General features: G+C 43.1%; 22 protein-coding genes, 1 other RNA gene and 1 riboswitch. Of the genes, 3 read left to right on the top strand and 20 right to left on the bottom strand.

The window, feature by feature from the left end; all coding sequences use genetic code 11:
• Window positions 1–17 precede the first annotated feature (17 nt).
• The 9 genes from QSJ37_RS00905 to QSJ37_RS00865 form a co-directional block, all read right to left on the bottom strand.
• Window positions 18–854, bottom strand: coding sequence for a sulfurtransferase (locus tag QSJ37_RS00905; RefSeq protein WP_285752816.1), 837 nt, complete (start codon window positions 852–854; stop codon window positions 18–20).
• Window positions 851–1,129, bottom strand: coding sequence for a YpbS family protein (locus QSJ37_RS00900; protein ID WP_285752814.1), 279 nt, complete (start codon window positions 1,127–1,129; stop codon window positions 851–853). The genes QSJ37_RS00905 and QSJ37_RS00900 overlap by 4 nt, the downstream gene beginning before the upstream one ends.
• A complete protein-coding gene (locus QSJ37_RS00895; protein WP_285752811.1) occupies window positions 1,129–1,314 on the bottom strand; it encodes a hypothetical protein in 186 nt (61 codons plus the stop codon). Before QSJ37_RS00895 ends, QSJ37_RS00900 begins: the two co-directional genes overlap by 1 nt.
• Before the next feature lie 57 nt (window positions 1,315–1,371).
• A complete protein-coding gene (locus QSJ37_RS00890; RefSeq protein WP_285752810.1) occupies window positions 1,372–2,118 on the bottom strand; it encodes a nucleotidyltransferase domain-containing protein in 747 nt (248 codons plus the stop codon).
• Window positions 2,115–5,801: a dynamin family protein gene (locus QSJ37_RS00885; protein ID WP_285752807.1), complete on the bottom strand. Its 3,687-nt coding sequence runs from the start codon at window positions 5,799–5,801 to the stop codon at window positions 2,115–2,117. The genes QSJ37_RS00890 and QSJ37_RS00885 overlap by 4 nt, the downstream gene beginning before the upstream one ends.
• An 89-nt stretch (window positions 5,802–5,890) precedes the next feature.
• A complete protein-coding gene (locus tag QSJ37_RS00880; protein ID WP_143415398.1) occupies window positions 5,891–6,457 on the bottom strand; it encodes an isoprenylcysteine carboxyl methyltransferase family protein in 567 nt (188 codons plus the stop codon).
• Entirely contained in the window at window positions 6,457–7,530 is a 1,074-nt protein-coding gene (locus QSJ37_RS00875) for a type III polyketide synthase (RefSeq protein ID WP_285752804.1), read from the bottom strand. The genes QSJ37_RS00880 and QSJ37_RS00875 overlap by 1 nt, the downstream gene beginning before the upstream one ends.
• Window positions 7,531–7,752: 222 nt before the next feature.
• Window positions 7,753–9,060 carry a nucleobase:cation symporter-2 family protein gene (locus QSJ37_RS00870; protein ID WP_285752802.1) on the bottom strand — a complete coding sequence of 436 codons (1,308 nt, stop codon included), beginning with the start codon at window positions 9,058–9,060 and terminating at the stop codon, window positions 7,753–7,755.
• On the bottom strand, window positions 9,057–9,644 hold the full coding sequence (locus QSJ37_RS00865) for a xanthine phosphoribosyltransferase (RefSeq protein ID WP_143415392.1): 588 nt from the start codon (window positions 9,642–9,644) through the stop codon (window positions 9,057–9,059). The genes QSJ37_RS00870 and QSJ37_RS00865 overlap by 4 nt, the downstream gene beginning before the upstream one ends.
• A 130-nt stretch (window positions 9,645–9,774) precedes the next feature.
• Window positions 9,775–9,876, bottom strand: a riboswitch (purine riboswitch).
• Between the two features lie 449 nt (window positions 9,877–10,325).
• On the opposite strand from QSJ37_RS00865, the gene QSJ37_RS00860 reads away from it, so the two are divergent.
• The 3 genes from QSJ37_RS00860 to QSJ37_RS00850 are packed head-to-tail and all read left to right on the top strand — an operon-like array spanning window position 10,326 to window position 12,626.
• Complete coding sequence (locus QSJ37_RS00860) at window positions 10,326–10,484, top strand: cytochrome c oxidase subunit 2A (RefSeq protein WP_483313570.1); 159 nt, start codon at window positions 10,326–10,328, stop codon at window positions 10,482–10,484.
• Window positions 10,485–10,506: 22 nt separating this feature from the next.
• Window positions 10,507–10,977, top strand: coding sequence for a cytochrome c oxidase subunit II (locus tag QSJ37_RS00855; protein WP_285752795.1), 471 nt, complete (start codon window positions 10,507–10,509; stop codon window positions 10,975–10,977).
• Complete coding sequence (locus tag QSJ37_RS00850) at window positions 10,977–12,626, top strand: b(o/a)3-type cytochrome-c oxidase subunit 1 (RefSeq protein WP_285752793.1); 1,650 nt, start codon at window positions 10,977–10,979, stop codon at window positions 12,624–12,626. The genes QSJ37_RS00855 and QSJ37_RS00850 overlap by 1 nt, the downstream gene beginning before the upstream one ends.
• Before the next feature lie 40 nt (window positions 12,627–12,666).
• Here QSJ37_RS00850 and QSJ37_RS00845 read toward each other — a convergent pair whose 3' ends face one another.
• The 11 genes from QSJ37_RS00845 to QSJ37_RS00795 form a co-directional block, all read right to left on the bottom strand.
• Window positions 12,667–14,169, bottom strand: a complete 1,503-nt coding sequence (locus tag QSJ37_RS00845; RefSeq protein WP_285752791.1) for a carboxypeptidase M32 — start codon at window positions 14,167–14,169, stop codon at window positions 12,667–12,669.
• Window positions 14,170–14,261: 92 nt separating this feature from the next.
• Window positions 14,262–16,202 carry an ATP-dependent DNA helicase gene (locus tag QSJ37_RS00840; protein WP_285754711.1) on the bottom strand — a complete coding sequence of 647 codons (1,941 nt, stop codon included), beginning with the start codon at window positions 16,200–16,202 and terminating at the stop codon, window positions 14,262–14,264.
• 205 nt (window positions 16,203–16,407) lie between these two features.
• Window positions 16,408–16,578, bottom strand: coding sequence for a hypothetical protein (locus tag QSJ37_RS00835; RefSeq protein ID WP_285752789.1), 171 nt, complete (start codon window positions 16,576–16,578; stop codon window positions 16,408–16,410).
• A 98-nt stretch (window positions 16,579–16,676) separates the two neighbouring features.
• A complete protein-coding gene (locus QSJ37_RS00830; RefSeq protein WP_285752787.1) occupies window positions 16,677–17,831 on the bottom strand; it encodes a THUMP domain-containing class I SAM-dependent RNA methyltransferase in 1,155 nt (384 codons plus the stop codon).
• Between the two features lie 91 nt (window positions 17,832–17,922).
• Entirely contained in the window at window positions 17,923–19,635 is a 1,713-nt protein-coding gene (locus QSJ37_RS00825; RefSeq protein WP_285752785.1) for a putative bifunctional diguanylate cyclase/phosphodiesterase, read from the bottom strand.
• 153 nt (window positions 19,636–19,788) lie between these two features.
• An RNA gene (rnpB, locus tag QSJ37_RS00820) (RNase P RNA component class B) lies at window positions 19,789–20,197 on the bottom strand.
• 124 nt (window positions 20,198–20,321) lie between these two features.
• Complete coding sequence (gene gpsB, locus QSJ37_RS00815; RefSeq protein WP_015864078.1) at window positions 20,322–20,618, bottom strand: cell division regulator GpsB; 297 nt, start codon at window positions 20,616–20,618, stop codon at window positions 20,322–20,324.
• A 43-nt stretch (window positions 20,619–20,661) separates the two neighbouring features.
• Window positions 20,662–21,228 (bottom strand): SLOG family protein, encoded by a 567-nt coding sequence (locus tag QSJ37_RS00810; RefSeq protein WP_062756004.1) that lies wholly within the window; start codon window positions 21,226–21,228, stop codon window positions 20,662–20,664.
• Window positions 21,229–21,294: 66 nt separating this feature from the next.
• The gene (locus QSJ37_RS00805) at window positions 21,295–21,528 is read right to left on the bottom strand and encodes a CotD family spore coat protein (protein ID WP_285752780.1); all 234 of its coding nucleotides are present in this window, start codon (window positions 21,526–21,528) and stop codon (window positions 21,295–21,297) included.
• A gap of 343 nt (window positions 21,529–21,871) precedes the next feature.
• On the bottom strand, window positions 21,872–23,137 hold the full coding sequence (locus tag QSJ37_RS00800) for a ribonuclease H-like domain-containing protein (RefSeq protein WP_285752778.1): 1,266 nt from the start codon (window positions 23,135–23,137) through the stop codon (window positions 21,872–21,874).
• Window positions 23,138–23,154: 17 nt separating this feature from the next.
• A complete protein-coding gene (locus tag QSJ37_RS00795; protein ID WP_285752776.1) occupies window positions 23,155–25,413 on the bottom strand; it encodes a DEAD/DEAH box helicase in 2,259 nt (752 codons plus the stop codon).
• Window positions 25,414–25,486 lie beyond the last annotated feature (73 nt).

Below are 25,486 nucleotides of genomic sequence, written 5' to 3'. Positions count from 1 at the left end.
GTGAAAAAATTATTTTGTTATTTTTCCCCTGTCGCAATCGGATTTTCTGGATAGGAAATCCAATCGCTCCAGCTTCCAGCATACAATCGTACGTTCGTATAACCTGCTTCTTTCAACGCAAGCACGTTTGGACATGCCGTCACCCCAGAACCGCAATACACGATGATGGAAGCATCTTTTTTGATTGCGGAAAAGCGCTCCGCTTGTTCTTGCGGACTTTTCCAATATCCCTCGTTCGTCACACAGTCTTTCCAAAACATATGGAGGGCTCCCGGAATATGTCCTGCAATGCGGTCGATTGGTTCTTCTATGCCTGCGTATCGCTTCCATTCCCGTGAATCGATAATAATCGCCGATGACTCTTGAACCGCACGGCGCACGTCATCGACAGTCGCTAGCCACGAAGGCTGAAGGCGAAGCTGAAATGATCGCGGTTTTACGGCAACAACCTCCGCTGTGACTGGATACCCCGCTTCTTTCCATTTTGTATAACCTCCGTCTAAGACATAAACACGCTCATGCCCAAGATAGCGAAGCAGCCACCAACACCGTGAAGCCATCGCCCCGTCCTGGTCATCATATGCAACAACCGTAACCGTTTCATCAATTCCTGCCGCTGATAGCTTCTCTGCCAACTCTTCAACAGTCGGAAGCGGATGCCGTCCGCCATGTTTGCCGACAGGCGCGGATAAATCTTTTTCTAAATCAAAATATAATGCGAAAGGAAGATGATCTTTTCTATATTCATTTAATCCCCGAGTTGGATCATTAAGGTAAAAGCGGCAGTCAATAATGCGGACATTATCGTGATCGAGCCGTTCTGCGAGCCATTCATGTGAAACAATATAGTTCATTTTGTTCCTCCTTGCTTTGTTAAACGTTCCACATATTCTTTTACCATTTCAACCGTTACGTATTTCCGTTGCGGCATGCCACCGTGCTTTGCTAATTCGTTCATTTCCTTCGTTATTTCGTTGATTTTTGTCACCGTAAACGGCAAACCGTTTTGGCAAAGCGCAACTGCTTCGTCAATATAGCGCTCTCGTTCCGCCTCTAATTGCACAAAACGCTTAATGACCGCATGCTGTTTTTGGATATGGGCAGTAATCGCTTCATGTACTTCACTCATTAGAATCTCCCTTTCTCTTTTTCCTTTTCCATTAAAACGCGAACGTGCGGTTTTGGCGTCCAACACCGGAATTGATAATATGGTTTCGTTTTGTAACCAAGCCGTTGACAATAAGTATAAAGTCCTTTATCCGTTTTTTGAATCCCGTAATGAATGCAAGTAGCGCATGCGTGAAACCGAGTCATCGTCTCTCCCCTTTATAGAAGACTCCCACTTTTAAATGGGCAAGGTGCAGCCCAAGTTCAAACTCCTAAAAGCTCCCATACGAATTCATCGAGCAAACGAGCGTCGACCGTTTTTTTGTCTGGCAGCCGCTTAAGCGCCGACCGTTCCATATCGATGACGGATAATATTTTTGCAGGTAATGCGAAGGAAAAATCCATCCGCTTTTCTGCTTTCGCTTGCCGCAACAATCGAATAAGCTCCATGATCGATTCATCCCCATCCGCCAGTTGGAAAAGCGGAAGCGGCGGAAACGCATGATACCGCATGATCCAATGTAAAGCCAATGCCCCGCGCAATGTTTGTACAAACGTTTTGATATACACTTTGCTTCCTATTCCCTTTTTTCTAAGCAAATTGGCATTCTTCACTGTCAACGAATGATAGTGATAAGCCAGACTTTGCAATGAATAATACTGTCGGATCATCTCTTTCATTTTTGTATAAAAATCATCGTCTTTTGCATAAATGATCGGGGAGGAAAACCATTCATAAAGCGACGGATTTGATTTTTGGAAAAGCTGAAGCGCTTTAAAAACGTCCCAGCTATGCCATTCGATGGGTGGAGTCGAATCACTCCACGTCTGTGGCCGCTCGGAAACGGTTAAATACGAACGAACTGGTTTTATCGTAATAAGCCGGACGTCATAGTCGCTTTCTTTCGTATCTATCCCGTATGCCCGGCTTCCCGCCTCACATGCATATAATACGCGAACGGATTGCTGTTTCTCGATCTTTGTTAATTCATGTTGAATGAAATCCCTCATTCTTGTTCCTCCAATAAACCCGCCAGCTGCCGCGCGCATTCGCGCAGTTGTTCGACATCGACTTCGGCTCTTAGTGTCGCCTGCAGTCCGGAAAAATAGTCATCGACTTGATTTGCAAGAAAAGCGATAAACTCTTTGACTGCCGCTTCATATTGCTCTTTATAAAACTGGAACATATGTTGTTCTTGTCGAGCGGCGTAATCGTCGATTGGCTGCTGTATTTGTTTTTCTATTTCTTCTTTCATATAGCGTTTTTCATCCCGTTCAAAAAACGATTTTGCGTTTTTATACATCGACAATGCTTTCGAAAATCTTGCTTCATCGATTTGTTCAAAACCGAGCGGAAATTCTGGAGTAGCAAACGAAATCGTTTCTAAAGAAGAAAGGGGTACTCCTTTATGAATCTGTTCGATTTTGTTGCATAGATCGACAAATTGTTCATGAAGGCGCTCCTTCAAAAACCGTTCGACTCTTAAGCTTGTTGCACGCATTTCTTGCGACAAGTCAAACCCAACAGAATGTAGCAATTCTTCTAAACACGCTCGAAGCGCTTGGCGAATATCGCGGCCGTCGTCGCGCAGTGAAGCCGGATTGAACGATTCTTTAAACCAGTCGTTGAAACGGAATGATACGCGCTGTTTTACATAATAAACGAGCTCGGCAATTTCTTGTTTCATGGCGTGTACGTCGTGGTCAATGGCGACAGAATCAAGCAACTTGTGAATCGCCGTTTGCTCTTGCGAAAGCGCGCGTTGTTTTGCGGCTTTTTCCTCATTGCTTTGCTGTGCGGCATCAATATAGTCAAGAAGCGTCTTTAGCGCGCGCTTCATTTCGGCATATGCGCCTCTGACCGCTACTTCCGTCAATTCTTCCGTAATAAATCGAGTAAAATCTTCTTCAAACGGCTGAATTCCCGACTCCGTTAAGAAACCGTATCCTCCATCTGCTTTTTTGCCTGTTTTTTCATCAATGGCAAAACGGCTGGAAAGTGCGTAAAGGCGCGGAAAACGAATGCCAAATTGAGCAAGCTGTTCTTCCACATACGCCAATACTGCGTTGAGTTCCTCTCTTGAATGAGCCAAATCCGCGGCATTGACGATAAAAAACATTTTATCCATCGCAAACGTATCTTTGACGCGTCCAAGTTGGATTAAAAATTCGCGATCCGCCTTCGAAAACGCATGGTTATAATAGGTGACAAACAAAATCGCGTCGGCGTTTTTAATATATTCGAACGCCACTCCCGTATGCCGGGCATTAATGGAATCCGCTCCAGGCGTATCGACAAGCGTAATTCCTTGGCGTGTGAGCTCACAGTCATAATGCAGCTCGACCGATTCGATAAAACAAGCGGTCGTTTCTTCGGCGACATATTGAGCAAATTCATCGAGCCTGATGCGTAGCTTGCGGCCGAGGTGGTCTTTCATGCGTTCAAAACCGGAAATAACCGACTGGAGAAAAGAATAATGCGGTTTTTCATGCGCACCGGCCTCCTGCAAGTCCGCTATCTTTTCGCACATCGCAAGCGCTTCGTCCCACGTTTCCGCGTTCATATGAAAATAGCGGAGCGAAGCTTGAACGTCTGAAAAAAGCTGCTTGTCGCTTTTGACCTGGACGATCACGGTACCATGCGGATATTCTTCTGTAGGCGGCACAATTTTATTAATCGTCGCTGTCGTTGGGTTTGGAGATGACGGCAGCACCTTCTCTCCAATAAGCGCATTAGCAAATGACGATTTCCCAGCGCTGAACGCTCCAAAAAGAGCAACCGTAAAGGTGCGATGTTCCAAGCGATCGGCTTTCTCCGTTAATTCGTGGATAAATCGATTCATCCCATTTAATCCAGTGATGATATTTACCACTTGTCGTATACATTCTGTCGTTTTTTGTATTTTTTGCCGCGCAGATTTCCCCTGACTGAGCGCTTGCTCTGGAATGTGCGGACGTTTCTTTTCGTGATCTTGTTTCGAAGAAACCGTCAGCGCTGAAGATTCCAGCTTTCTCATCACAGGCGGAGCGGTCAACTCCGCAAGCCGCTTGTCATCACTATCTTCTAAAATGCGGTCGGACGCCAGCAAGCAAACAAAATTTTCATGCACCTGCTTGCGCGTTTTTTGAAGATGGTGAAGCCGTTCGATCCATTCATATTTTTCTGTTTCCAACGCAATTTGTTCCTCCAGATGACGGCGTTTTCCTTCTGTTTGCTCTCTCCATTTCGATAATAATCTCTCAAATAACTGCATTGCCACATTTCGGTATCGCTTTTTTACTTCATAAGCAACATCGTTCGTATAATTCAGAACGGCTTCTCCGGTTGCGCCCGCTCCTTTTTTCACCAGTGCGCTTAAAACGTCTGCTTCCCAATCCACCGTCCATTGCTGACATTGATTTAGCAGGACGGAATCCTCTATATCGTGTTCTTTGAGAAAACGGATCAACAGCTGGCGAACGTGCCACTCGATTTGCGAAACCGCTTTTTCTTTTACGTTTTTATAAAACGCTTGCAACCGGTTTGCCCGTTCTTGTTCGGTTTTTCCTTTCGTAAATAAAAAACCGACTTTGAAATCCGGCTGCATGGATTGCAAATACGCTTTCGCGAGTTCCCTCGTTTCAAACGGCATGATATAAGCATTCTCCAAAATATGATCTAACTCTTTGCGAAATTCTGTTTCCAAGTTCATATGGGCTGCTTCCAGCTGCTCGAGTTCCTCTTGCATCTGGTTAAGGCGCTTTCGTATTTGTTCTTCTTCCGTTTCATCACTTCCCAGTGCAGCAAGGCGTGCTCGGATCGCTTCTTCTTCCTCCGCATCTTTCTCCTCAAGCCAGCGAACGTGTTCGTCAATAAGCCGCTTCAACGCAATCTCCACACCATACAAAAGACGTTCGTCTTTTTCACGGAAAAGCTTCTGAAAACACTCGACTAGCTCGTTCCATTCGTTATGCGGATCATCCGGTGCTTTCAAAGAGGTAAAAAATATTTGCTCTGCCTTTACGCCCCACTTTCGAAACGCTTCCTCGACGGATTGGCGAAACTCGTGAAACGACAGCTCATTGTCACGATGTTTATCGATTTGATTAACAATGAGGTATAACGTTTTTCCGTAGTTCGTTAATTCTTTCGTAAATTGAAAATTTAGTTCCGCTTGCACATGGTTGTAATCCATCATATAAAACACCACATCCGCTAAGTGAAGCGCCGATTCGGTCGCAAGCCGATGCGCATCATCGGTGGAATCGATTCCCGGCGTATCCATCATCACAATTCCGTTTGGAATGCGCGATGTTTGCCGGCTTACTTCGATTAGTTCAATCGCATCTCCGTCTTTACATTGAGCGCGAATAAGCTCAAGGTTATATGGCGGTTTGTACTCCACCGGCGGTTCATGCTTGTAAAACACCCGCACGTATTCTTGTCCTGATTTCACTTTCACAAGATTGGCGCTTGTCGGAATCGGACTGGATGGCAATAACGGTTCGCCAAGAAGCGCGTTAATCATGCTCGATTTTCCCGCGGAAAAATGACCGCAAAAGGCGATGGCGAATTGTTCGTTCGCCGTTTTTTCAAGCAGCTGCTTCGCTTTTTTGGCATTTGTCTCATCGCCATGAGCAACAAACGCATCGTACACGTCGATGATTTTTTTTAACCATGGCATTAACGATGTTTGCTGAGTAACTGATCCCATATTCAAACCCCTCGCCTTAATATCATATACAATCATTTTACTGTATTTACGCACTTTTCCCAATACAAAAAATATAAAAATCCCGTCATCTATTTGACGGGACGAAACGGCAAAAAGCGCGGACGCTTGCCAAACTGATCCGCATAATTGGTCAAAGACTTTAACGCTTTTTCTTCCGCATATATTCGAATCGGCAACATGACCGCGTTTGCAGTGGAAAAAATAAACGCTGTCCAATAAGCTTGAAACATCATCGGAATGAGCCACATTTCGAGGATAACAACCAAATAATTTGGATGACGAAGCCAGCGGTACGGTCCTTTCGCAACCACTTTTGCATTTGGCAGCACTAAAATTTTCGTATTCCAAAACCGCCCGAGTGACCGCAATGTCCAAACCCGCAATCCTTGCACAACGATAAACAAACTGAAAAGGAACGGCCACCATGGGGAAAGCTCAGCCCCCCTCCACAACGACTCTGCGGCAAATGAAAGGAAAAACAATATATGCATGATGACGATCCAGCGATAGTGGCGAACACCGAATTCTTTTGCCCCCATTGCCTTTAATATTCGTTCATTCCGTTTTGCTATCATTAGCTCAACGATGCGCTCGGTGACAATAAAAAGAAAGAAAAGATAAAACATCGTCTCCATCACTCCCACCTGAGCAATATCATTTCCGCGCTAAATCCTGGACCGAGCGCAACCATCAATCCATAGTCGCCGGACGGAATCGATTTTGTCATAAACTGCTCCAGCACAACATATACGGTCGCGGATGACATATTGCCAAACTCCTGAAGCACCTGAAATGATTCATTTGTTTTTTCTTTATCGATCCCAAACGCATCTTCGTATGCCTCGATGACTTTTTTTCCGCCTGGATGGGCAACAAAATGGCCAATGTCGCTGATCGATAGACGATGTTTTTGTAAAAACGATTGTACTTGCGGCTTTAACCAAGACCGGATAAGAGAAGGAATATCTTTGGAAAAAATAACGAACAACCCTTCATCGCGAATATCCCAGCCCATCACTTCTTCCGAGTTGGGCATGAGTGCTGATTGCGTTGCGATCACGCGCGGGCGAACGCGTGCATCCGCCGCCTTGTCCCCTGCGACACATACGCATGCCACACCATCGGAAAACAACGAAGTTCCAATTAAATTGCTTTTCGAATGATCATTTGGCTGAAACGTTAAACTGCAAAATTCTGCCGCAATCATCAGCACTTTCGCATTTGGAAACGCTAGACAATACTCGTATGCACGAGCAATGCCCGCCGCTCCTCCTGCGCATCCTAGCCCCCAAATCGGAATGCGCTTCGTATGTGGAGAAAATGGCAGTACATTCATGATACGTGCTTCAATGCTTGGAGTTGCCAAACCTGTTGTGGAGATATAAAAAATCGCGTCTATTTCATCATACTCGATCGGTTTTTGTAAAAATACCGGATGCTGCAAACATTTTCGGATCGCCTCACACCCGTATTGAACTGCGCTTTTTATATATACATCATTTTTCTCCGAAAACCGATGTTTCTCTTTATACCATTCAAGCGGCTGCACTAACGATCGTGATCGAATTTCTCCGTTTTCAAACACCTGTAATAGCTGATCAATATGGGAAAATGAATGTGCAAATAACTGCTTTACATACCGTTTTGTTTCCTCTTGGTTTACTTGATAAGGCATTGCTGCGATTCCAACGGATAGGATCGTTGGCATAAAAACACCTCGATTTTTTCACTTTTCCTTTATTGTTATCTTGTTACCAATCGTTGCATTTATTCAATTTACATAAAAAACCGCTTCCTGCAAAAAGGAAGCGGTTAGCTTGTCGATTTTGTCAACAGTCTGCGCCATCTCCATTTCCTTACCAATTTTGATAAGAAAATGTAGATGACGTTCTAACATAATATTGGATACTTTAAAAGGAAGAAAAGATTATTAGGACACTTGTTGTTCATGGAGTGACGGAACAGATTGTACTCTTTTTTTCGACGGCAACACATGGAATAAAATGTTTAGCACGATCGCTGTTATGCTGCCCGCAACGATGCCGCTGTCTGTCAAAATACGAACGCTTGCCGGCAGCTCAGCAAATAAGTTAGGGACCGCTGTAACACCAAGCCCCATTCCAACGGAACAAGCAATAATAAATAAATTTTCTTGTGACGCAAATTCGACTTGGCTTAACATTTTGATTCCGTACGCAATGACCATGCCAAACATCGCCAGCATCGCTCCGCCAAGCACCGGTGCCGGAATGATGGTCGCTAACGCGGCGATTTTCGGGACCAATCCGAGCACAATCAGCATTATTCCGGCGACATAAATGACTTTCCGCGTCTTTACTCCTGACAGTTGGACAAGACCGACGTTTTGCGAATATGTCGTATACGGAAACGCATTAAACAAACCGCCGATGATCATCGCCAATCCTTCAGCGCGATAGCCATTTGCCAAATCTTTATCTGACAATTTCCGGTTGCAAATATCGCCAAGCGCAAAATAGACTCCTGTCGATTCGACTAAACTAACAACCGCTACTAGCACCATCGTCAAAATCGCTGTTCCATTAAACGTCGGCGCCCCGAAATAAAATACGTGCGGCATGTGAATCCATGAAGCCTTCGCCACCGCGCTGACATCGACTTTCCCCATGAATGCCGCCGCGATCGTTCCTGCGATCATCCCTAGCAAAATGGCAATCGAGCGAATAAATCCCGTAAAGAAGCGGTATAAAACAACAATGAGTAAAAGCACGCCAAACGCAAGAGCGATGTTCGTCATATCGCCAAAGTCTTTCGCGCCTTGCCCGCCTGCCATATTATTCATCGCCGCCGGAATTAGCGTAAGCCCAATGATCGTAACGACAGATCCAGTCACAATCGGCGGAAACAAAACTCGTAACTTACTAAAATATTTCGCAATAATAACAACGAATAATCCAGCCGCAATAATCGCCCCATACACCGCAGACAATTCGTACTGTTTGCCGATCGCAATCATCGGGCCGACCGCCGTAAACGTACAGCCGAGCATGACCGGAAGGCCGATGCCGAAAAACTTGTTTTTCCATACCTGCAATAACGTCGCAATTCCACACGTAAACAAGTCAATCGCGACTAAATAAGTTAACTGCTCTGGCGTCAGCTGCAACGTTCCGCCGACAATAAGCGGAACGATGATCGCTCCTGCATACATTGCCAGCACATGTTGAATCCCTAGTGAAGCTAATTGGATTGGTTTCATTGACACATCACCTCTTCAGCAAATTGGACCGTTCCGTCTTTCATGGATGCAACGCGCGCCAGCGACACAACGCGAAATCCGCGTGATCGAAGCAATTGCCCACCGTCTTGGAACGCTTTTTCAATGACAATGCCGATTCCGACAACATGGGCTTTCGCCTGCTCGACGATATCTGTCAAACCTAAGGCCGCTTGACCGTTTGCTAAAAAATCATCAATGATTAAAACACGATCTTGAGGATGGAGAAACGATTGGGAAACGAAAATTTCCGTTTCTTCTCGTTTGGTAAATGAATATACTTTCGCCGTATACAAATTTTCGGAAAGCGTAACCGGTTTTCGTTTACGCGCCACTAACAAAGGGACACCTAATTCATACGCTGTCATCAATGCCGGACTAATTCCTGATGATTCAAGTGTCAGCACCTTTGTAACCCCTTCATGACAAAATGCGTTCGCAAACGTTTCACCAATCTTTTTCATCAGTTGCGGATCTACTTGATGATTTAAAAATCGATCTACTTTTAATACATGTTCGGAAAGCACTTCTCCTTCTTCTATAATCTTTTCTATTAACTCGCGCATACCATTTCCCCCTTTAAAAACAAAAAAGCTTAAAAAACACTGGCCTCACTCATTCCATGAGTCAGGCAATGTCTTTTAAGCAGAAAACAGACCAGACGAACGCCTTCATACAGCTTTCATCTGATCACCCCGTTCTGACATTGCCACTCATAGTCGGCCGATTTACGGTCGGCCGGTAGAGACTTGCAGGCCATATTCCTGCAATTATATGAGTGAGTCAGCAATATAAAGTTACTAGCAGTATAGCATGATTTTTACCATTTGGAAAGCTATTTTTATATATTTACGAACATTTTTTATGAAAAAGTTTTTTATTGTTCGTTTATTTATATGTGCAATGAACGGAAATCCCATCGAAAAAAATGAATTCGTTCACGATACGCTTATCAGCATGCTTTCCGTATACCAGGGGAAGAACGATTACGCCGTCTATCAAAAAATGATTTTCATATGGTAATGGAACATATCGGAAACTACATCTGATAGGCCGATGTTCACAATATGTTCACATTTCCTCCCAGCCATATGTGAGAAAAATCACTGTTATATCAATTTTTTAAGGTTATTATAGTGTTAAAGTGAGGAATGAACAATTTGTGAACTAGTAAAATACACCTACCATTTTCCAAATGATTATGTATGATGAAGTTGGGATGATTTTTTGGGAGGAGGTATAGAACGATGGCAAAACCAGAATTACAACAAACCAAAAAAATAGAAATGAAAACAAAAGATCAAGAACCGCCTTTAAAAGGCACGCTCGCTTCCGTGTTTTTGCTCGGGTTTTTCATCATTTTCTCATGGGTTAGCGTCTATTTGTTATACTTGCATCGCTTATAAGCTATAAAGGAGGGGATATAGCATGCATATCCACAAATACGAAAAAATTTGGCTTGTGTTCGGAATCGGCATTCTCTTCACTTTTCTGGCCATCGTCGGTGTAAGCGCCTTCGCTGAAGGCCAACAGCCGCCAAGCTGTTTGACGACGATCGATCCTGAGAAGGTGGATCAAACGCCGCCGTTTGACAAACCTGGATTAGTCAAAACCGGGGATAATGAGTATCAACTTAATATTGTCGTAAGTGCATTTGCGTTTACACCAAACCAAATTGAAATTCCAAAAGGATCGAAAGTGACGATTAATGTGACGTCGAAAGATGTGATCCATGGTTTTGAAGTAGCAGGCACAAACGTTAACATGATGGTGGAGCCAGGGTATATCAATACTCTTACACACACATTTAATCAACCAGGCGAATATACGATCCTTTGCAATGAATATTGCGGTGCTGGTCACCATATGATGACTGGACGAATTAAGGTGGTGGATTAATGATGAACGAAACAATGAAAGTAGATCGTCGTGACGCAAAATTAGCTTTAGCGCATATTTATGTCGCGTTTACCGCCCTTGCTTTAGGAGGATTGGCTGGATTATTACAAACGCTGGTGCGCTCTGGAAAATTTAATTTACCATCAGGCATCAGCTATTATACGATTTTAACGACACACGGTACATTGCTTGGTCTCGTATTAACGACATTCTTTATTATCGGATTTCAATTCGCCGCAATAAGCCGCACGTCCGGAACGTTATCCGATCGCGTCCGCTTTTGGGCTTGGGTTGGCTTCTGGACGATGACGATCGGCACAGCGATGACAGTATTCTACATTTTAACCGGTCAGGCTTCAGTCCTCTACACATTCTATGCGCCATTGCAAGCACATGCCGGCTTTTATATTGGTTTAACGCTCTTAGTTGTTGGCAGCTGGATTAGCGGCTTTGCGACCTTTGCCCACTATGCGCGTTGGAAAAAACAGCATCCTGGCCAAGCCAGCCCGCTGCTTACCTTTATGTCGGTAACGAATATGGTTTTATGGCTTGTTTGTACGCTAGGCGTCGCCGCAACTGTTTTGTTTCAATTGCTGCCATGGTCGCTCGGCATCGTTGACAAAGTGAACGTTTTAGTCAGCCGGACATTGTTCTGGTATTTCGGGCATCCGCTCGTTTATTTCTGGTTGCTTCCGGCTTACATGGTCTGGTATGTTGCCATTCCAAAAATCATTGGCGGAAAAATTTTCTCTGATTCTTTAGCACGTTTAGCATTTATCTTGTTCCTATTTCTCTCGATTCCTGTCGGATTCCACCATCAATTGCTTGAACCTGGTATTACGCCGTTTTGGAAATTCGTACAAGTTTTCTTAACGCTTATGGTAGTCGTTCCGTCGCTAATGACTGCATTTGCGATGTTTGCGACATTTGAATCATACGGACGCTCAAAAGGAGCAACTGGGCTATTTGGTTGGCTTCGCAAACTGCCTTGGGGAGATGCGCGCTTTTTCGCGCCGTTTGTCGGAATGGTATTCTTCATTCCTGCCGGCGCCGGTGGAATTATTAATGCTTCCCATCAAATGAACCAAGTCGTCCATAATACGATTTGGGTAACGGGGCACTTCCATTTAACAATTGCAACAACGGTCGTGCTTACATTCTTCGGTGCCGCATACTGGCTCATTCCGCATTTAAGCGGCCGCATCATGACAAAAGCGATGAACCGTTTAGCGATTATTCAAGCGGTGTTATGGACGATCGGCATGTCGTTTATGTCCGGTTCGATGCATTTTGCCGGATTACTTGGAGCGCCGCGCCGTTCGGCATTTTCCACTTACGGAAACTCACCGCAAGCGCTTGAGTGGATTCCATATCAAATCGCCCAAGCGGTCGGCGGAACGATTTTATTCATCGGTATTATTTTAGTTCTTGTTATTGTTATCAACTTAGCATTTTTCGCTCCAAAAGGAGAAACAGAGTTTCCTGTCGCTGAAGCTGCAGAACCGCAAGAACGCGTAGCACTTGCTATGGATAACTGGAAACTATGGATTGGTATTACGGTCGCGCTCATTTTGATCGCTTACACAATCCCGTTTGTCGATATGATTCAAAATGCTCCTCCGGGGTCAAAAGGTTATAAATTATGGTAATACAAAATCCCCCCTCCTCTAAAAAGGAGGGAGGATTTTTTTATAGTTGGTAAATTGCTTTATATTTTTCTTCTAAATAACGGATCAAATAGTCGGCATTCAACGCCTCTCCGGTTGCCTCTTGCAAAATTTCCAGCGGCTTTTTCGTCTTCCCAAATCGATGGATTCTCTCTGTCAGCCACTCACGAATCGGCGTTAATTCCCCTTTTTCGAGCAATTCATCGAAATGCGGCAAATCTTTTAGCATCGCATGCTTAAACTGCGCCGCATACATATAACCGAGCGCATAAGATGGGAAATATCCAAAGCTTCCGCCAGACCAATGCACGTCTTGCAATACGCCAACCGCGTCATTGTCCGGACGGATGCCGAGATATTCTTCATATTTATCGTTCCAAATCTCCGGCAAATCTTTTACTTCGATCGTTCCATTAAACAATCCTTTTTCGATTTCGTAACGAACAATAATATGTAACGGATAAGTTAATTCATCTGCCTCAATCCGAATAAGTGATGGTTTTGCTTCATTAATCGCGCGATAAAACGCATCGAGAGATACGCCAGAAAATTGCTCAGGAGCATATTGCTGCAAGCGCGGATAATTTCGTTTCCAATATGAATAATGACGGGCAATAAAGTTTTCATAAAATAACGACTGCGATTCATGAATTCCCATCGATGTACCTGTGCACAGCGGCGTCCCAATCAATGTTTCTGAAATATGCTGTTCATATAAGGCGTGACCGCATTCATGAATCGTTCCGAATATAGCGGTGCGAAAATCGCGTTCATCATACCGTGTTGTAATCCGGACATCGTTCGGATTGAGGCCAATCGCAAACGGATGAACCGTTTCATCCAACCGGCCTTTCGCAAAATCATAGCCAAGCTCTCGCAACAGCTCCAGACTAAAAGCGCGCTGTTTTTCCTTTGGAAACCGATGGAATAAAAACGACGTTTCCGGCTGATTTGGAGAGGCGGCGACTTCTTGCACAAGAGGAACGATATGTTCACGCAGCTTCTGAAATACTTCGTCTAACACATCCACCGTCATTCCTGGTTCATATAAATCAAGAAGCGTGTTGTACGGATTTCCTTTATATCCCCAATACTCAATAAATCGTTTGTTAAATTCTACTAATTTCTCTAAATATGGACGAAACAGGGCAAAATCAGCCGTTGCCTTTGCTTCTTCCCACACGCTTTCCGCTTTTGATTGCAATACAACATATTCTTTATATTCATCTGCTGGGATTTTTTTGTTTCGCTCGTATTCTTTTTTGCATTCTTCTAACGTATAGCGAGTGACCTCCGAAAGCTGTTCATGTTTTGGCGACAATTTAGCGATAAAGGCGGCCATTTCTTCTGACGTGGACATTTTAAACACTTCTTGCGAAAGAATTCCGATGACTTCTGAACGTTGTTCGACTCCTTTTTTCGGGGCGCCCGTCCGCAAATCCCAATACATTAATTGAATAGCTTCATTATAGCTCATCATTTTTTTTACGTATTGCAAAAACTGCTCTTCTATTTTTTTGATCATCTTGTTTCCTCCTGTATCTTTTGTTGCATGATAATATTTCCATGATCAAAAGCGGATTTCCTCTTTTTTGCGATAAAAAATGAGGAAAGAAATTATTCTTCCCTCACTTTTGTCGGCAATACCTCTTTAATTGCTTCAATAACCTTATCATTCTCATCATTTGTCACAAAAATAGAAACGATGCCGCGGTCTTCACGTGTGCGGATCAAGCGGCCTACTCCTTGACGAAGCCTTAGCAACATATACGGCACATCGACCCTCCAAAATGAATCATCATATGCCTTTCGCTTCGCCTGAAATACCGGATCATTCGGAGGATACGGTAGCGACCAAATAATGACGTTCGATAGTGACGGCCCCGGAATATCCAATCCTTCCCATAAATGTTCTGAGCATAATATCGTTTCTTCATTTGCTTGGAATGTCGCAACAAGCTCGCTAATTTCTTGATCTCCTTCAAACAAAAAGGCAAATTCCTTCTCGCCGCTTGCCCGCTCTTTAAATTGCTGCAACTCTTGTCTTGACGGGAACAGAATAAGCGCTCGTCCTTCTGTTTCGCGAATTTTACGCAACGCATATTCATATTTTTGTGAAAATAAGTTTTCATCATTTGTAAACGTCGGCATAAAAATCGTCATTTGGTTATCGTAATCAAATGGCGATTCCACACTAAACGATAAATACTCATCAATTCCAAGACTTTCTGCAATATACTGAAATGACTTGCGATTTGATAGTGTGGCAGAGGAAAAAATAAACGGAATGCGTTTATTAAATACTTTTTCCCGCAATACTTCCTGCACAGTGCGAGGCATAACGACAAGAGTGGTTTCTTGACGCGATGACTCCACCCACGTAATGGCATCGGCATTATTCATAAATAAATCAAGCGAATATTCAAGTTGGTCTAAATATTCATCCACAATGTTCAATTGATAATGATCAATCGTATATGTTTCGCTTTCAAACACAAGCTCATTGCCGATGTCGATAATTTTGGCATGCAATTGTTTGGCAAGGCGAAGCAGTTTTTCCGAAAACGTAATTTCTTGACGGTTAGAACCGGCTACTTCTTTTGAACAAGACTTTAGCTCATCAAAAAACCGCACGCTTATTTGCAGCGTTTCTTCGATCAAATAAGCAAGCTCTTCACGGATATCATTTTCTAACAGACGTGTGAGCAGGTTTTCTAACGTTGTTTCTTTCATCCGATAGGTTAACGCTTTTTGTGCGGCAAACTCTAGCAAATGCCCTTCGTCAAATATAACGCAGCTTGCTTCCGGCAAAAGCGGGAGCTGCCCTTCGCGTTTGCGCGCTTCATATGTCCAAACATGTTCCATATAAAAATCATGTGAACAGACGATTAAATCAGCCGCTTTCCGGTAATATTCCCGCGATAATGTTTGACCACAGCGATGGCGTTTTTCACATGTAAAACAGTCTTGAAACGGATCCCACGCGATTTTTTTCCATTGTTCATCGCTTAAATGAGCGTATTCTTTGCGATCTCCATAATGATAGAATGCTTGCAGCGGCTTATTATCGTGAACGAACGCAGGGAGCTCGTCGTAAATTTGTTCGTAAAGCTCGATGTCTTTATCATCATACATCACTGCTTCATCCAGTTTATTCAAACATAAATATTGATCTGGGGATTTCGCTAAGCGTACGTCAATATGTAAACCTAGCACATTCGATAATTTTGCAATATCCCCTTCTTTCTTCACTAGCTGCTCAATGAGCGTTTCATCGGCACAGGCAATAATGGCGGGCTTCCCTGTATAACGGGCATAGCAAATCGCATACAACAAATATACGATCGTTTTTCCGGTACCGACTCCCGCTTCGGCAAACATCACTTTTTTCTCTCTAAACGCGCGTTCTAGCTGAAACGCCATATATATTTGCTCATCCCGCAGCTCAAACCCTGCTTCTGGCAAAATGTCGTAAAAGACATCGCCAATCCATTCCCCTAGTTTATCAAAGAAATTTTCGTTTTTTTCTAATGTAAAAGGATAGCGCTCACGGCTCATCGTCAAAAAACCCTCCAAAAATATATTAAGACTTTCACGCCTGTCCAAATCCATTCAACAAACGTTAGCGCGCAATGCTTTTACTGCTGCGCGCTGTCTATCATCTGACAAATCATTTGTAAAAAGTCTAACAAGATATTATTATGATTCATCATGCAACAGAAGTCAATAATGAGCAATGAGCCGAGCGCAAACTTTTATTGCTTTATGCTTTCATCGAACTAGATATGCGGTATGTAAAAGCCTGCTTCCACATATTTTTCGCCATTTCGATTTGTTTTAAATGCTCATCTTCAATGTTTTGTTGTACTAATAATTCATACGTATTATTGAGCGCTTCTGAAATTTTCATCCAATCAATGGAAGAATGTCTCATTGTATATCACCTTCCTGCTAAAATAGTTCATCATAATATCCATATTATATGCAGAAAGGGATGTTCTCATTCGTTGCAAGCATGGCAACATGAGAAGCTTATTTTCGTTCGGCAATATCTTTTTCTTTCGGCGGACGCGGACCCCAGTATTGGTAATAATGTGTTTCGATAAAACCGTTGAATAATTTGCGGCGCTTCGTCGCTTTTTTCCCATAATGTTTTTCAAACTCTTTATGCGCCGTCAAAATATAAACAGACCACGTATCTAAGGCAGAGAACGTTTTGCCCATGTCCCGATACATTGCTTCTACTTCCCTGCGCTCGCCAAGCCGTTCGCCATACGGGGGATTGCCGACGATCACGCCATATTCTTTGCTTGTGCGAAAATCTTTTACTTGCATTTGCTTAAATGACACTAAATCGGCAAATCCGGCTTCCAGTGCGTTTGTTTTTGCGATTTCCACCATGCGATGGTCAATGTCAAACCCGGAAATATCGAGAGGCTGGTCATAGTTGGCCAAATCTTCTGCTTCCTCCCGTGCTCGCTCCCATGTTTTTTCACCAATCCAGTCCCATTGTTCGGAGACAAAGTCACGATTAAATCCTGGCGCGATATTTTGGCCAATCAGCGCCGCCTCGATCGGAATCGTTCCCGATCCGCAAAACGGGTCGACAAATGGCCGGTCCGGCGTCCAATTCGTCAGCTGCACGAGTGCGGCTGCCAATGTTTCCTTTAATGGAGCTTCCCCTTGGAGGGTGCGATAACCGCGTTTATGCAGCCCTGCTCCGCTTGTGTCAATGGTTAATGTGGCAATATCTTTATGCAAGGCTACTTCAATGCGATAAAGCGGTCCGGTTTCTTCAAACCATGAAACACGGTAATGTTTTTTTAAACTTTCCACCACCGCTTTTTTCACAATCGCCTGGCAATCGGAAACACTAAAAAGCTTTGACTTTACTGATTTTCCGATGACAGGAAAATTCGCATTCACCGGCAAATAATCCGCCCATGGCAACGCTTTTGTTTGCTCAAACAGCTCCTCAAACGTTGTCGCTTTAAATTCTCCGACTTTCAATTTCACGCGATCTGCGGTGCGCAACCATAAATTAGCGCGGCAAATCGCCAGCTCATCAGCGGTAAACGTCACTTTTCCATTTTCCACTTGACACTCATAACCGAGACGACGCACTTCATCGGCGACGATCGATTCCACTCCCATCGCCGCCGTAGCGATTAACGTAATCGAACCCATTTTTGTCCTCCTATTTTTTTATGTTATAAAACCTCAAACTCTCGCAATTGTATGTAACCATCCGAACAAAACACTAGCAAGCACGGCGCTTTTAATCATAAAGATGGTTCCACATATCTAAAAACTCATATAATTCGCTAATTGGCAGCGGCTTAGATACATAATATCCTTGTACAAAATCACAAGATTGCTTTTCAAGTATTTGATACTGTTTCTCCATTTCCACTCCCTCAGCCACCACTTGAATTCGAAGGCTATGCGCCATCATAATGATCGCGTTAACAATTGCCGATTCTTCTCGATACTGAGATAATTGTTTGATAAAACTTCGATCGATTTTCAATATATCGATCGGAAAACGATGCAAATAACTTAACGAAGAGAATCCTGTTCCAAAATCATCAATCGCAATGCTTATTCCCATTGTTTTTAACATGGTGAGTCTTTCTACAGACTTTTCAGCGTGAGGCATGACGGCGCTTTCTGTCAATTCCAGCTCGATCGAACGCGGATTCACGTTTACCGATTCTATCGTTTTTTGCAATTTTTCTATAAAATCAATTTGTTGAAAATAAATAGGAGAAATATTCATGCTCATTTTTACATAAGGAAAACGTAACTGCAATTGTTTCAAATGTTCACAGGCTTGCATCATAATCCAATCGCTAATCGGCGTAATTAAACCCGATTCTTCGGCAAGCGGAATAAACATTGCTGGAGAAATAAATCCTTTTTCTGGATGGTTCCATCGAATCAACGCTTCTACCGCACGAATTTGTTTCGTTTTTACGTCTAATTGCGGCTGATAATAAAGTTCAAATTCTCTTCGATCAAGCGCCTTCCTCAACGCGGTTTCAAGTTGAAACAACTGTTTGCCGTTATGATGCATTCCGTCATGATACAAAACATATTGATTTCTTCCATTCTTTTTTGCTTCGTACATCGCGCGATCTGCCATGCGTATCAACGTTTCTTTGTCTGTTCCGTCAAATGGATAAACACTGATTCCGATGCTAGTCGATATATACATTTCTTGATGGTTAACATAAAATGGCCTTTTCAATGATTCCACAATTTTTTCCGCTATATATACCGCTTCGCGAATATGTTTTAAACTTGGCAAAATAATGACGAATTCATCACCGCCAAACCTCGTGATCGTATCTTGTTTTCGCAACAGACTTTTGAGACGCTGCGCCGTTTCTTTCAATAACATATCTCCCACGCGATGACCTAGCGTATCATTAATGTTTTTGAAGCGATCTAAATCTAAAAATAATAAAGCAAATGACTGATTATGTTTTTTGGACATTTGGATAATACTTTCTAATCGTTTTTCAAGCAAGTGCCGATTCGGCACTTTTGTTAATGTATCATAAAACGCTAGTCTCGTTAATCGCTCTATATTTCGTTTATGTTCTGTAATGTCAGAAAAAACGGCCACATAATTCGTCACATTTCCCTTTCGATCCTTTACTGCACTAATCGTTAACCACTCCAGATACAATTCCCCGTCTTTTCGCTTATTCCATATTTCCCCTTTCCACACTCCATGTTGTTCTATATCATTCCACATTTTTTCATAAAATGGTTTATCATGCATTCCAGATCGCAAAACACGCGGGTTTTTGCCAATTACTTCTTCCGCACTGTATCCAGTGACAATTTCAAATGCCGGATTGACGAATAAAATTCTATTTTGCGCATCAGTAACAATAATGCTTTCATTAGAATATTGGAAAATATTTTTTGCGATCTCAATAAATGTATGTATATCTATTGACTTTTGATCATAATCATACACTTACATCCCTCTTCCTTCTCTTAAATCACTACCCATCTATTATAAAAAATATTCATACTGTGACTATAGTTATTTTTTAAGCAATGAAAAAGCTCTCCTTCATGCAGGAGAGCTTTTTCGTTATACCATATACCATCTCCGACGTTAATAATGTTCTGTAAGCCATGTTCTGTACCTTCGTACTGCAAACGGCTTGTCGCCTCGTACTCCGGCGGTAATCATCTATCTACAGATGGAAAAAACTCCATCTGTCCTTCCCTCCGTTCATTTCCTTCGGGAAGGCGCCCCTACCATAATTTGGGTTTCTCGCTCGTGGGGTTTACCGCGTTCCACCTCTAAGGTTTCCCTTAGAGCTGCGTCACTGTGGCACTTTCAGGGTAATCGAACCATATCCCAAGAGAAGCCTTGGGACTTAGGTTCTTTCCCCGCCGTCAGCCCAGCATTACGCCAGACTGCCCTAGCTTATGGTTTCGCTAGGCACGAACACTACGGGCATCTCAGCACCGTGCGAGCATGGACTTTCCTCTACGGCAATGAATTGCCGCAGCGATTACCCGAACATTATTAACGTCGTTTGCACATTGTAGTATAGTTCATTTTTCATGTTATTTCAATAGGAAAATTTTCGAACTATATGTACTTTTACCATGCAGCACATGATCTTTTCCATTTGTCCAACAAAAAAATTAATCGTATAATTTATTGCCAAATACATGTTTTTCTAAATTAGATAACCGTTGCAAAATATCATAGTTTGTTGTTCCCGCTTGCGCAGATGGCCGTTTTTGCAGCTCTTCTATTTGCCGTTTCAGACGAGCGTTCTCTTGCTGGAGCTGCTCAATTTCCTGTTGGAACGTTTCATAATCTTTAATAATCATGTCCAAAAACTGATCGACTTCGTCTTGATTGTACCCCCGCATACTTACTTTAAATTCTTTTTCTAAAATTTCTTTTGGCGTTAATTTAATACGACCGGCTAACATCTTTTTCACCTCAATTCCACATTCCGCTATTATCTTTATTTTTTCAGAAATCAAATCGATTGTCAATTTGCGTTTCATTGATCTGCGCTTCTTCTATAATAGCCTGTAAATCGGAAAACGTAATGGGAAAAATGGCGTAATTTTCTTTTCGTTTCGCAACTTCTAACATATATTTCGGTGTCCCTTCTTTTTCCTCATCATAGACAATGAGTAAACCGTCGCTTTTTCGGACGATCCATTCATTTTTCCAGCGAAACTGTGCAGGACTTTCGTATGGCCGTTTTGTAATGCTGTCGACAAAATCAGCTTGCGATACAATCCATTCATAATATTCACGGTTCATTTCATTCCATCGTTCTTCTTGATTCAAAAACGGCGTAAGAATAGCAACTTGCAACTGAGGATATTCCTCTCGCAGGTCATATGCTGTTTCAGCCGCCCAAAGCTCTACTCCTAATTGTCCGCTAATCACAATCCATTCCAGTCCTTCCTCTAACAGTGAAAGCAGCCTTCGACGTATCGCTAATTGAATATAGGAAACAGCTGGATGATTATTAGAAAAAATATTCAGCTCATACGGTTTATATCCTGTGATCGCAAGCACTCTCATTGTTTTTATACTCCTTCTCTTTGCCAAAAAACAGGAACCGCCATGGCGGCTCCTGTTTCATTGGGATTAATATCCCCATGGGAACGGAGCAGGACCAGGGAAATTGCAATGTTGGTTGGCTACTTGGTTGACAACCGACTCCGTATGCGGGAAATAATGCTGATGTTGGAAAAGATGATGGTTGACATGTGTCGTATGTGATGGATGAATGTGTGGTACGATTGTTGCTTGGAAATGATGTTGTACACAACATCGTGGCGGATGAACAATCGGTGCCAATACATGTGGTCTGCAATGCATATCCATTCTCCTTTCTTTTCATAAGCTTATGTTTTACAATATCAGCCTATGATGAAAGGAGCGGACATGTACTAGTATAGACACCCATTTTTTCATATTCGTCTGTAACGGACAGCCAAATTACGTTAAGTTTCTAAACACAACAAACGTTAAACATATTACGAGAAAAAACAAGTAAAAAATTTTTTTGTACATGCTCCGCATCGTTTTCTCCCCGCCATTTCGTTTGTTTTTATCTATCCCGAAGCAATTGTACATATTTTTTGTTTTTTCTACAAGATTCGAAATGAAAAAACAAATTTTCTTTATTTTCTGTCGCACCCTGCGCTTTCCACGGAAATATTTAATGACTTATTTTCCGCTTGAGGCGTTCTATACGCCTGATCAATTCTAATTCCTGAGCAGTATTCCGTTGTTTATAGGAGCGAGACAGCGTTTTCCATCGTTCATATACGCTGGTCGCATAGTGATACGCCTGATGGACATCGCGGAAATAATGTTCATACGCTTTTGCCAACTCAACCCCGGCTTTCATCTTCCACGTATCACTGCCATGCTGCCATAATTCTTTCCATATGTCCACTGCTTCTTCGTACCGTTTTTCTTTTTTATATAACAGCGATAGTTGCCATTTGGCCTGCCACGATTCTTTTGTTTCTTTTTCGATCACGCGCTCATACACGTTTTTCGCGGCATTTGTTTCTCCTAACGTCTCGAACCAACGAGCTGTTTCCAACTGTTCAAATGCATCTTTTAGTTGCGGCGCTTCTAGCAGCTGTTTCGATAAATGAATATAGAGGCAAATTAACGATAAAACATCAAGTTCATTATGGCGAAATACCGGAAAAATTCGATCAGGATGCGGCGCCGATAGAAAGTCCATATACATCATCGGCGCCAAAAAACCGGGAACATCTTCTTCTCGCTCAATTTGCAATATCTCTTTTTCGACATTGGAAAGGCGAACAGACTCAAGCTTTTGTTTCCACATTCTCCTTGATGCGTGATATAAATCGAAATGGCCAAACGCCGGCAGTTTCGGAACGGCATCGCGAATCAGCGTATGGCGCGTCTTGACTTTCGGCCAATCGAACGCTTTTCCGTTATACGTGACAAGCGTCGTATAGTCGACTTCCGATAAAAAACTTTGATACAATGCCACTTCCGCTCCCGGATGCGGCAAAAAATGCTGGCGGACAACAACCCGATCTTCATATACACGGGCATGGCCAAGCAAAAAAATGACATGTCCCGTTCCGCTGCTAAGCCCGGTCGTCTCCGTATCAAAGAAAAATAAATCGCTCGCTTCATGTCCTTTGCTCGAAAGCGGATGTGTAAAAGAAGCGTCTTGCCAACAATTATGAATATGATGAAGCTCTCCAAGTCGATACCGTCCATGCTGATAATCTAACGGATACACTACTTCACGAATCAAACAATAATCCCCATCAAAAAAGAACGGCTGCACATGTTTTTTCTGCCACTCATCAAGAAATGGAACCTCTTTCTCTCGTTGCTCTTCAAAGAGCACACCGGGACGTTCCTCCTGAACGGAAGCCCGGGTTGCAAGTTGTTTCTTCCATCTTGCTAATTTTTGCTTCATTGACATGGTGTTCATCCCTTCATTTACTTGCTTAGAAGCTTGTGTAAAAATGCGATTACGTTTTTTTTCACGGAATGATTGCTTGCCTCGATCACCCCAATACAAGAAGGACAGCCATTTTCACACGGGCAGCGTTCGACTAAATATTTCACTTCTTCCATGATTTCATCATACCGTTCAAAAACCGATTCCGATAAGCCGATGCCTCCTGGATAACGATCGTATAAAAAAATCGTCGGCATTCCGGAATGAGGTGCTTTCATTTGTGGCACGACGTGAATATCGGTGCGGTCGCACATGACAAACATCGGTACGAGGTGACGAAGCACATTTGAGATGCCAACAAGCGCTTGTTCCAGCAAAGGAGCGTCCATTTTCGAAAGTTCTTCTCCTAATTCGATCCATGTTGCCGTCGTATGTAGTTCTTCTTCCGGTAAATAGATTGGCCCCGAGCCAATGTTTTCAAATGTGGATAATTTAATTTTTTTAAAGATGGTAGCTTTCGCGCGTACAGAAACATCACCGTAATGCAGACTCAGCAGCTGTCTTTGCTCGTTGCGGTCTTCTTCTAATACATGAAGCTGTACAGCTAAATTCGCATCCGTAAAATATTCTACGTTCACTTCTCGAACATATGCTTTTTTTTCTTCCCAATCAAGCTTTTCCACTTGATATTGCACACCTTCATGAAGATAAATCGCCTCTTCGTGTAATAGCGTCATTGCGCTAAATCGGTCCATCTCGCCGATGACGCGATGGTTGCCAGTTTTCGAAATATCGATAATGACGACGTTTTCTTGGGATGCAGAACGCAAGCTAATATCATGCGCCGGAAACGCGTCGCTCATCCAATGCCATTTGCCTGCGCGGTAATGTAATACTTTTTGCTCTGTTAAAAACTCAAGCACTTCTTCCACTTCGAGGTCGCCAAACTTTTCCCCTTGACGGAAAGGAAGTTCATATGCTGCGCATTTGAGATGATCGACAAGAATCAGCATGTTGTCTGGGTTGATGCGCGCCGTTTCCGGAGAACGGCCAAAGAAATACTCCGGATGCTGCACAATGTACTGGTCAATCGGACTAGAGCTCGCTACCATAATGACAAGGGAATCGCCGTGACGTCTGCCAGCTCTTCCTGCCTGCTGCCATGTGCTTGCGACCGTGCCGGGATATCCTGTCATGATACATACTTGCAGCTGACCAATATCGACGCCAAGTTCAAGCGCGTTCGTGCTAACAACCCCGATAATTTCCCCGCTCCGTAATCCTTTTTCGATTTCCCGTCTTTCTTTTGGCAAATAACCGCCGCGATACCCACGAATCGTTTTGGTGCCCAATTGATCTTTAATAAGTTCTTGAAGATGGCTTAAAATCAGCTCGACACGCACACGACTGCGAGCAAATACAATCGTTTGAATGCCGTTTTCTAAAAACTGTTTTGCTAGCCGGTTCACTTCGGCCGTAGCGCTTTTGCGAATATTAAGAGGTTGATGAACAACCGGAGGATTATAAAAAACAAAATGTTTTCTTCCCCGCGGCGCCCCGTTATTATCAATTAATGTCATTGGCTCCCCTGTCAGGCGTTCGGCTAGTTCTTTCGGATTGGCAATCGTTGCTGATGTGCAAATAAAGATCGGCTTGCTTCCGTAAAACTGACAAATGCGCTTCAATCGGCGGATGACGTTTGCCACGTGGCTTCCAAACACGCCGCGATACGTATGAAGCTCATCGATGACGACATACCGCAAATTTTCGAATAACGCCACCCATTTCGTATGATGCGGCAAAATCGCAGAATGCAGCATATCCGGATTTGTCATGACAATATGGCCAGCTTTGCGAATTTTTTGGCGAATGCCTGGCGCTGTATCGCCATCATATGTATAACTATGAATCGGAACGCCCATTTCCTCAATGATTTCGTGCAATTCGCTTTTTTGATCTTGCGCGAGCGCTTTTGTCGGAAATAAATAAAGCGCCCGGCTATGTTCATTTTCTGCGATCGCTTGCAGTACAGGCAAATTGTAGCAAAGCGTTTTCCCTGAAGCAGTCGGAGTAACGGCAACGATATTTTTTCCGTTTTGCACCGCTTCATAAGCGGCTGCCTGATGTGTATAAAGAGAAGCGATGCCACGCTTTTCAAGCGCTGTTCGTAAACGCAAATCAAGATGTTCCGGCATCGGAACGGTGTTCGCTTCTTGTGGTTCGATTTCATGCCAATACACCACATTCGGATCGCTTCGCAATTGTTCAATCAATTCGAATAAGCTTTTTTTCTTCATATCAGCTCACCTCAACGATTTCATCTTTCTATTTTAATAGAAAGAATAGAGATATTGCCAAGAAAAATGACTT

This window comes from Parageobacillus sp. G301 (assembly GCF_030268025.1).
Lineage (GTDB): Bacteria > Bacillota > Bacilli > Bacillales > Anoxybacillaceae > Parageobacillus_B > Parageobacillus_B toebii.
Note: the sequence above shows the minus strand (reverse complement) of the source record. Positions and strands in the feature narration are given on the sequence as shown.

Bases quoted from the DNA above. Each gene is read 5' to 3' on its own strand.
- QSJ37_RS00905 (WP_285752816.1), bottom strand. From the start codon at position 854: ATGAACTATATTGTTTCACATGAATGGCTCGCAGAACGGCTCGATCAC.
- QSJ37_RS00900 (WP_285752814.1), bottom strand. From the start codon at position 1,129: ATGAGTGAAGTACATGAAGCGATTACTGCCCATATCCAAAAACAGCAT.
- QSJ37_RS00895 (WP_285752811.1), bottom strand. From the start codon at position 1,314: ATGACTCGGTTTCACGCATGCGCTACTTGCATTCATTACGGGATTCAA.
- QSJ37_RS00890 (WP_285752810.1), bottom strand. From the start codon at position 2,118: ATGAGGGATTTCATTCAACATGAATTAACAAAGATCGAGAAACAGCAA.
- QSJ37_RS00885 (WP_285752807.1), bottom strand. From the start codon at position 5,801: ATGGGATCAGTTACTCAGCAAACATCGTTAATGCCATGGTTAAAAAAA.
- QSJ37_RS00880 (WP_143415398.1), bottom strand. From the start codon at position 6,457: ATGGAGACGATGTTTTATCTTTTCTTTCTTTTTATTGTCACCGAGCGC.
- QSJ37_RS00875 (WP_285752804.1), bottom strand. From the start codon at position 7,530: ATGCCAACGATCCTATCCGTTGGAATCGCAGCAATGCCTTATCAAGTA.
- QSJ37_RS00870 (WP_285752802.1), bottom strand. From the start codon at position 9,060: ATGAAACCAATCCAATTAGCTTCACTAGGGATTCAACATGTGCTGGCA.
- QSJ37_RS00865 (WP_143415392.1), bottom strand. From the start codon at position 9,644: ATGCGCGAGTTAATAGAAAAGATTATAGAAGAAGGAGAAGTGCTTTCC.
- QSJ37_RS00860 (WP_483313570.1), top strand. From the start codon at position 10,326: ATGGCAAAACCAGAATTACAACAAACCAAAAAAATAGAAATGAAAACA.
- QSJ37_RS00855 (WP_285752795.1), top strand. From the start codon at position 10,507: ATGCATATCCACAAATACGAAAAAATTTGGCTTGTGTTCGGAATCGGC.
- QSJ37_RS00850 (WP_285752793.1), top strand. From the start codon at position 10,977: ATGATGAACGAAACAATGAAAGTAGATCGTCGTGACGCAAAATTAGCT.
- QSJ37_RS00845 (WP_285752791.1), bottom strand. From the start codon at position 14,169: ATGATCAAAAAAATAGAAGAGCAGTTTTTGCAATACGTAAAAAAAATG.
- QSJ37_RS00840 (WP_285754711.1), bottom strand. From the start codon at position 16,202: ATGAGCCGTGAGCGCTATCCTTTTACATTAGAAAAAAACGAAAATTTC.
- QSJ37_RS00835 (WP_285752789.1), bottom strand. From the start codon at position 16,578: ATGAGACATTCTTCCATTGATTGGATGAAAATTTCAGAAGCGCTCAAT.
- QSJ37_RS00830 (WP_285752787.1), bottom strand. From the start codon at position 17,831: ATGGGTTCGATTACGTTAATCGCTACGGCGGCGATGGGAGTGGAATCG.
- gpsB (WP_015864078.1), bottom strand. From the start codon at position 20,618: ATGTTAGCCGGTCGTATTAAATTAACGCCAAAAGAAATTTTAGAAAAA.
- QSJ37_RS00810 (WP_062756004.1), bottom strand. From the start codon at position 21,228: ATGAGAGTGCTTGCGATCACAGGATATAAACCGTATGAGCTGAATATT.
- QSJ37_RS00805 (WP_285752780.1), bottom strand. From the start codon at position 21,528: ATGCATTGCAGACCACATGTATTGGCACCGATTGTTCATCCGCCACGA.
- QSJ37_RS00800 (WP_285752778.1), bottom strand. From the start codon at position 23,137: ATGTCAATGAAGCAAAAATTAGCAAGATGGAAGAAACAACTTGCAACC.
- QSJ37_RS00795 (WP_285752776.1), bottom strand. From the start codon at position 25,413: ATGAAGAAAAAAAGCTTATTCGAATTGATTGAACAATTGCGAAGCGAT.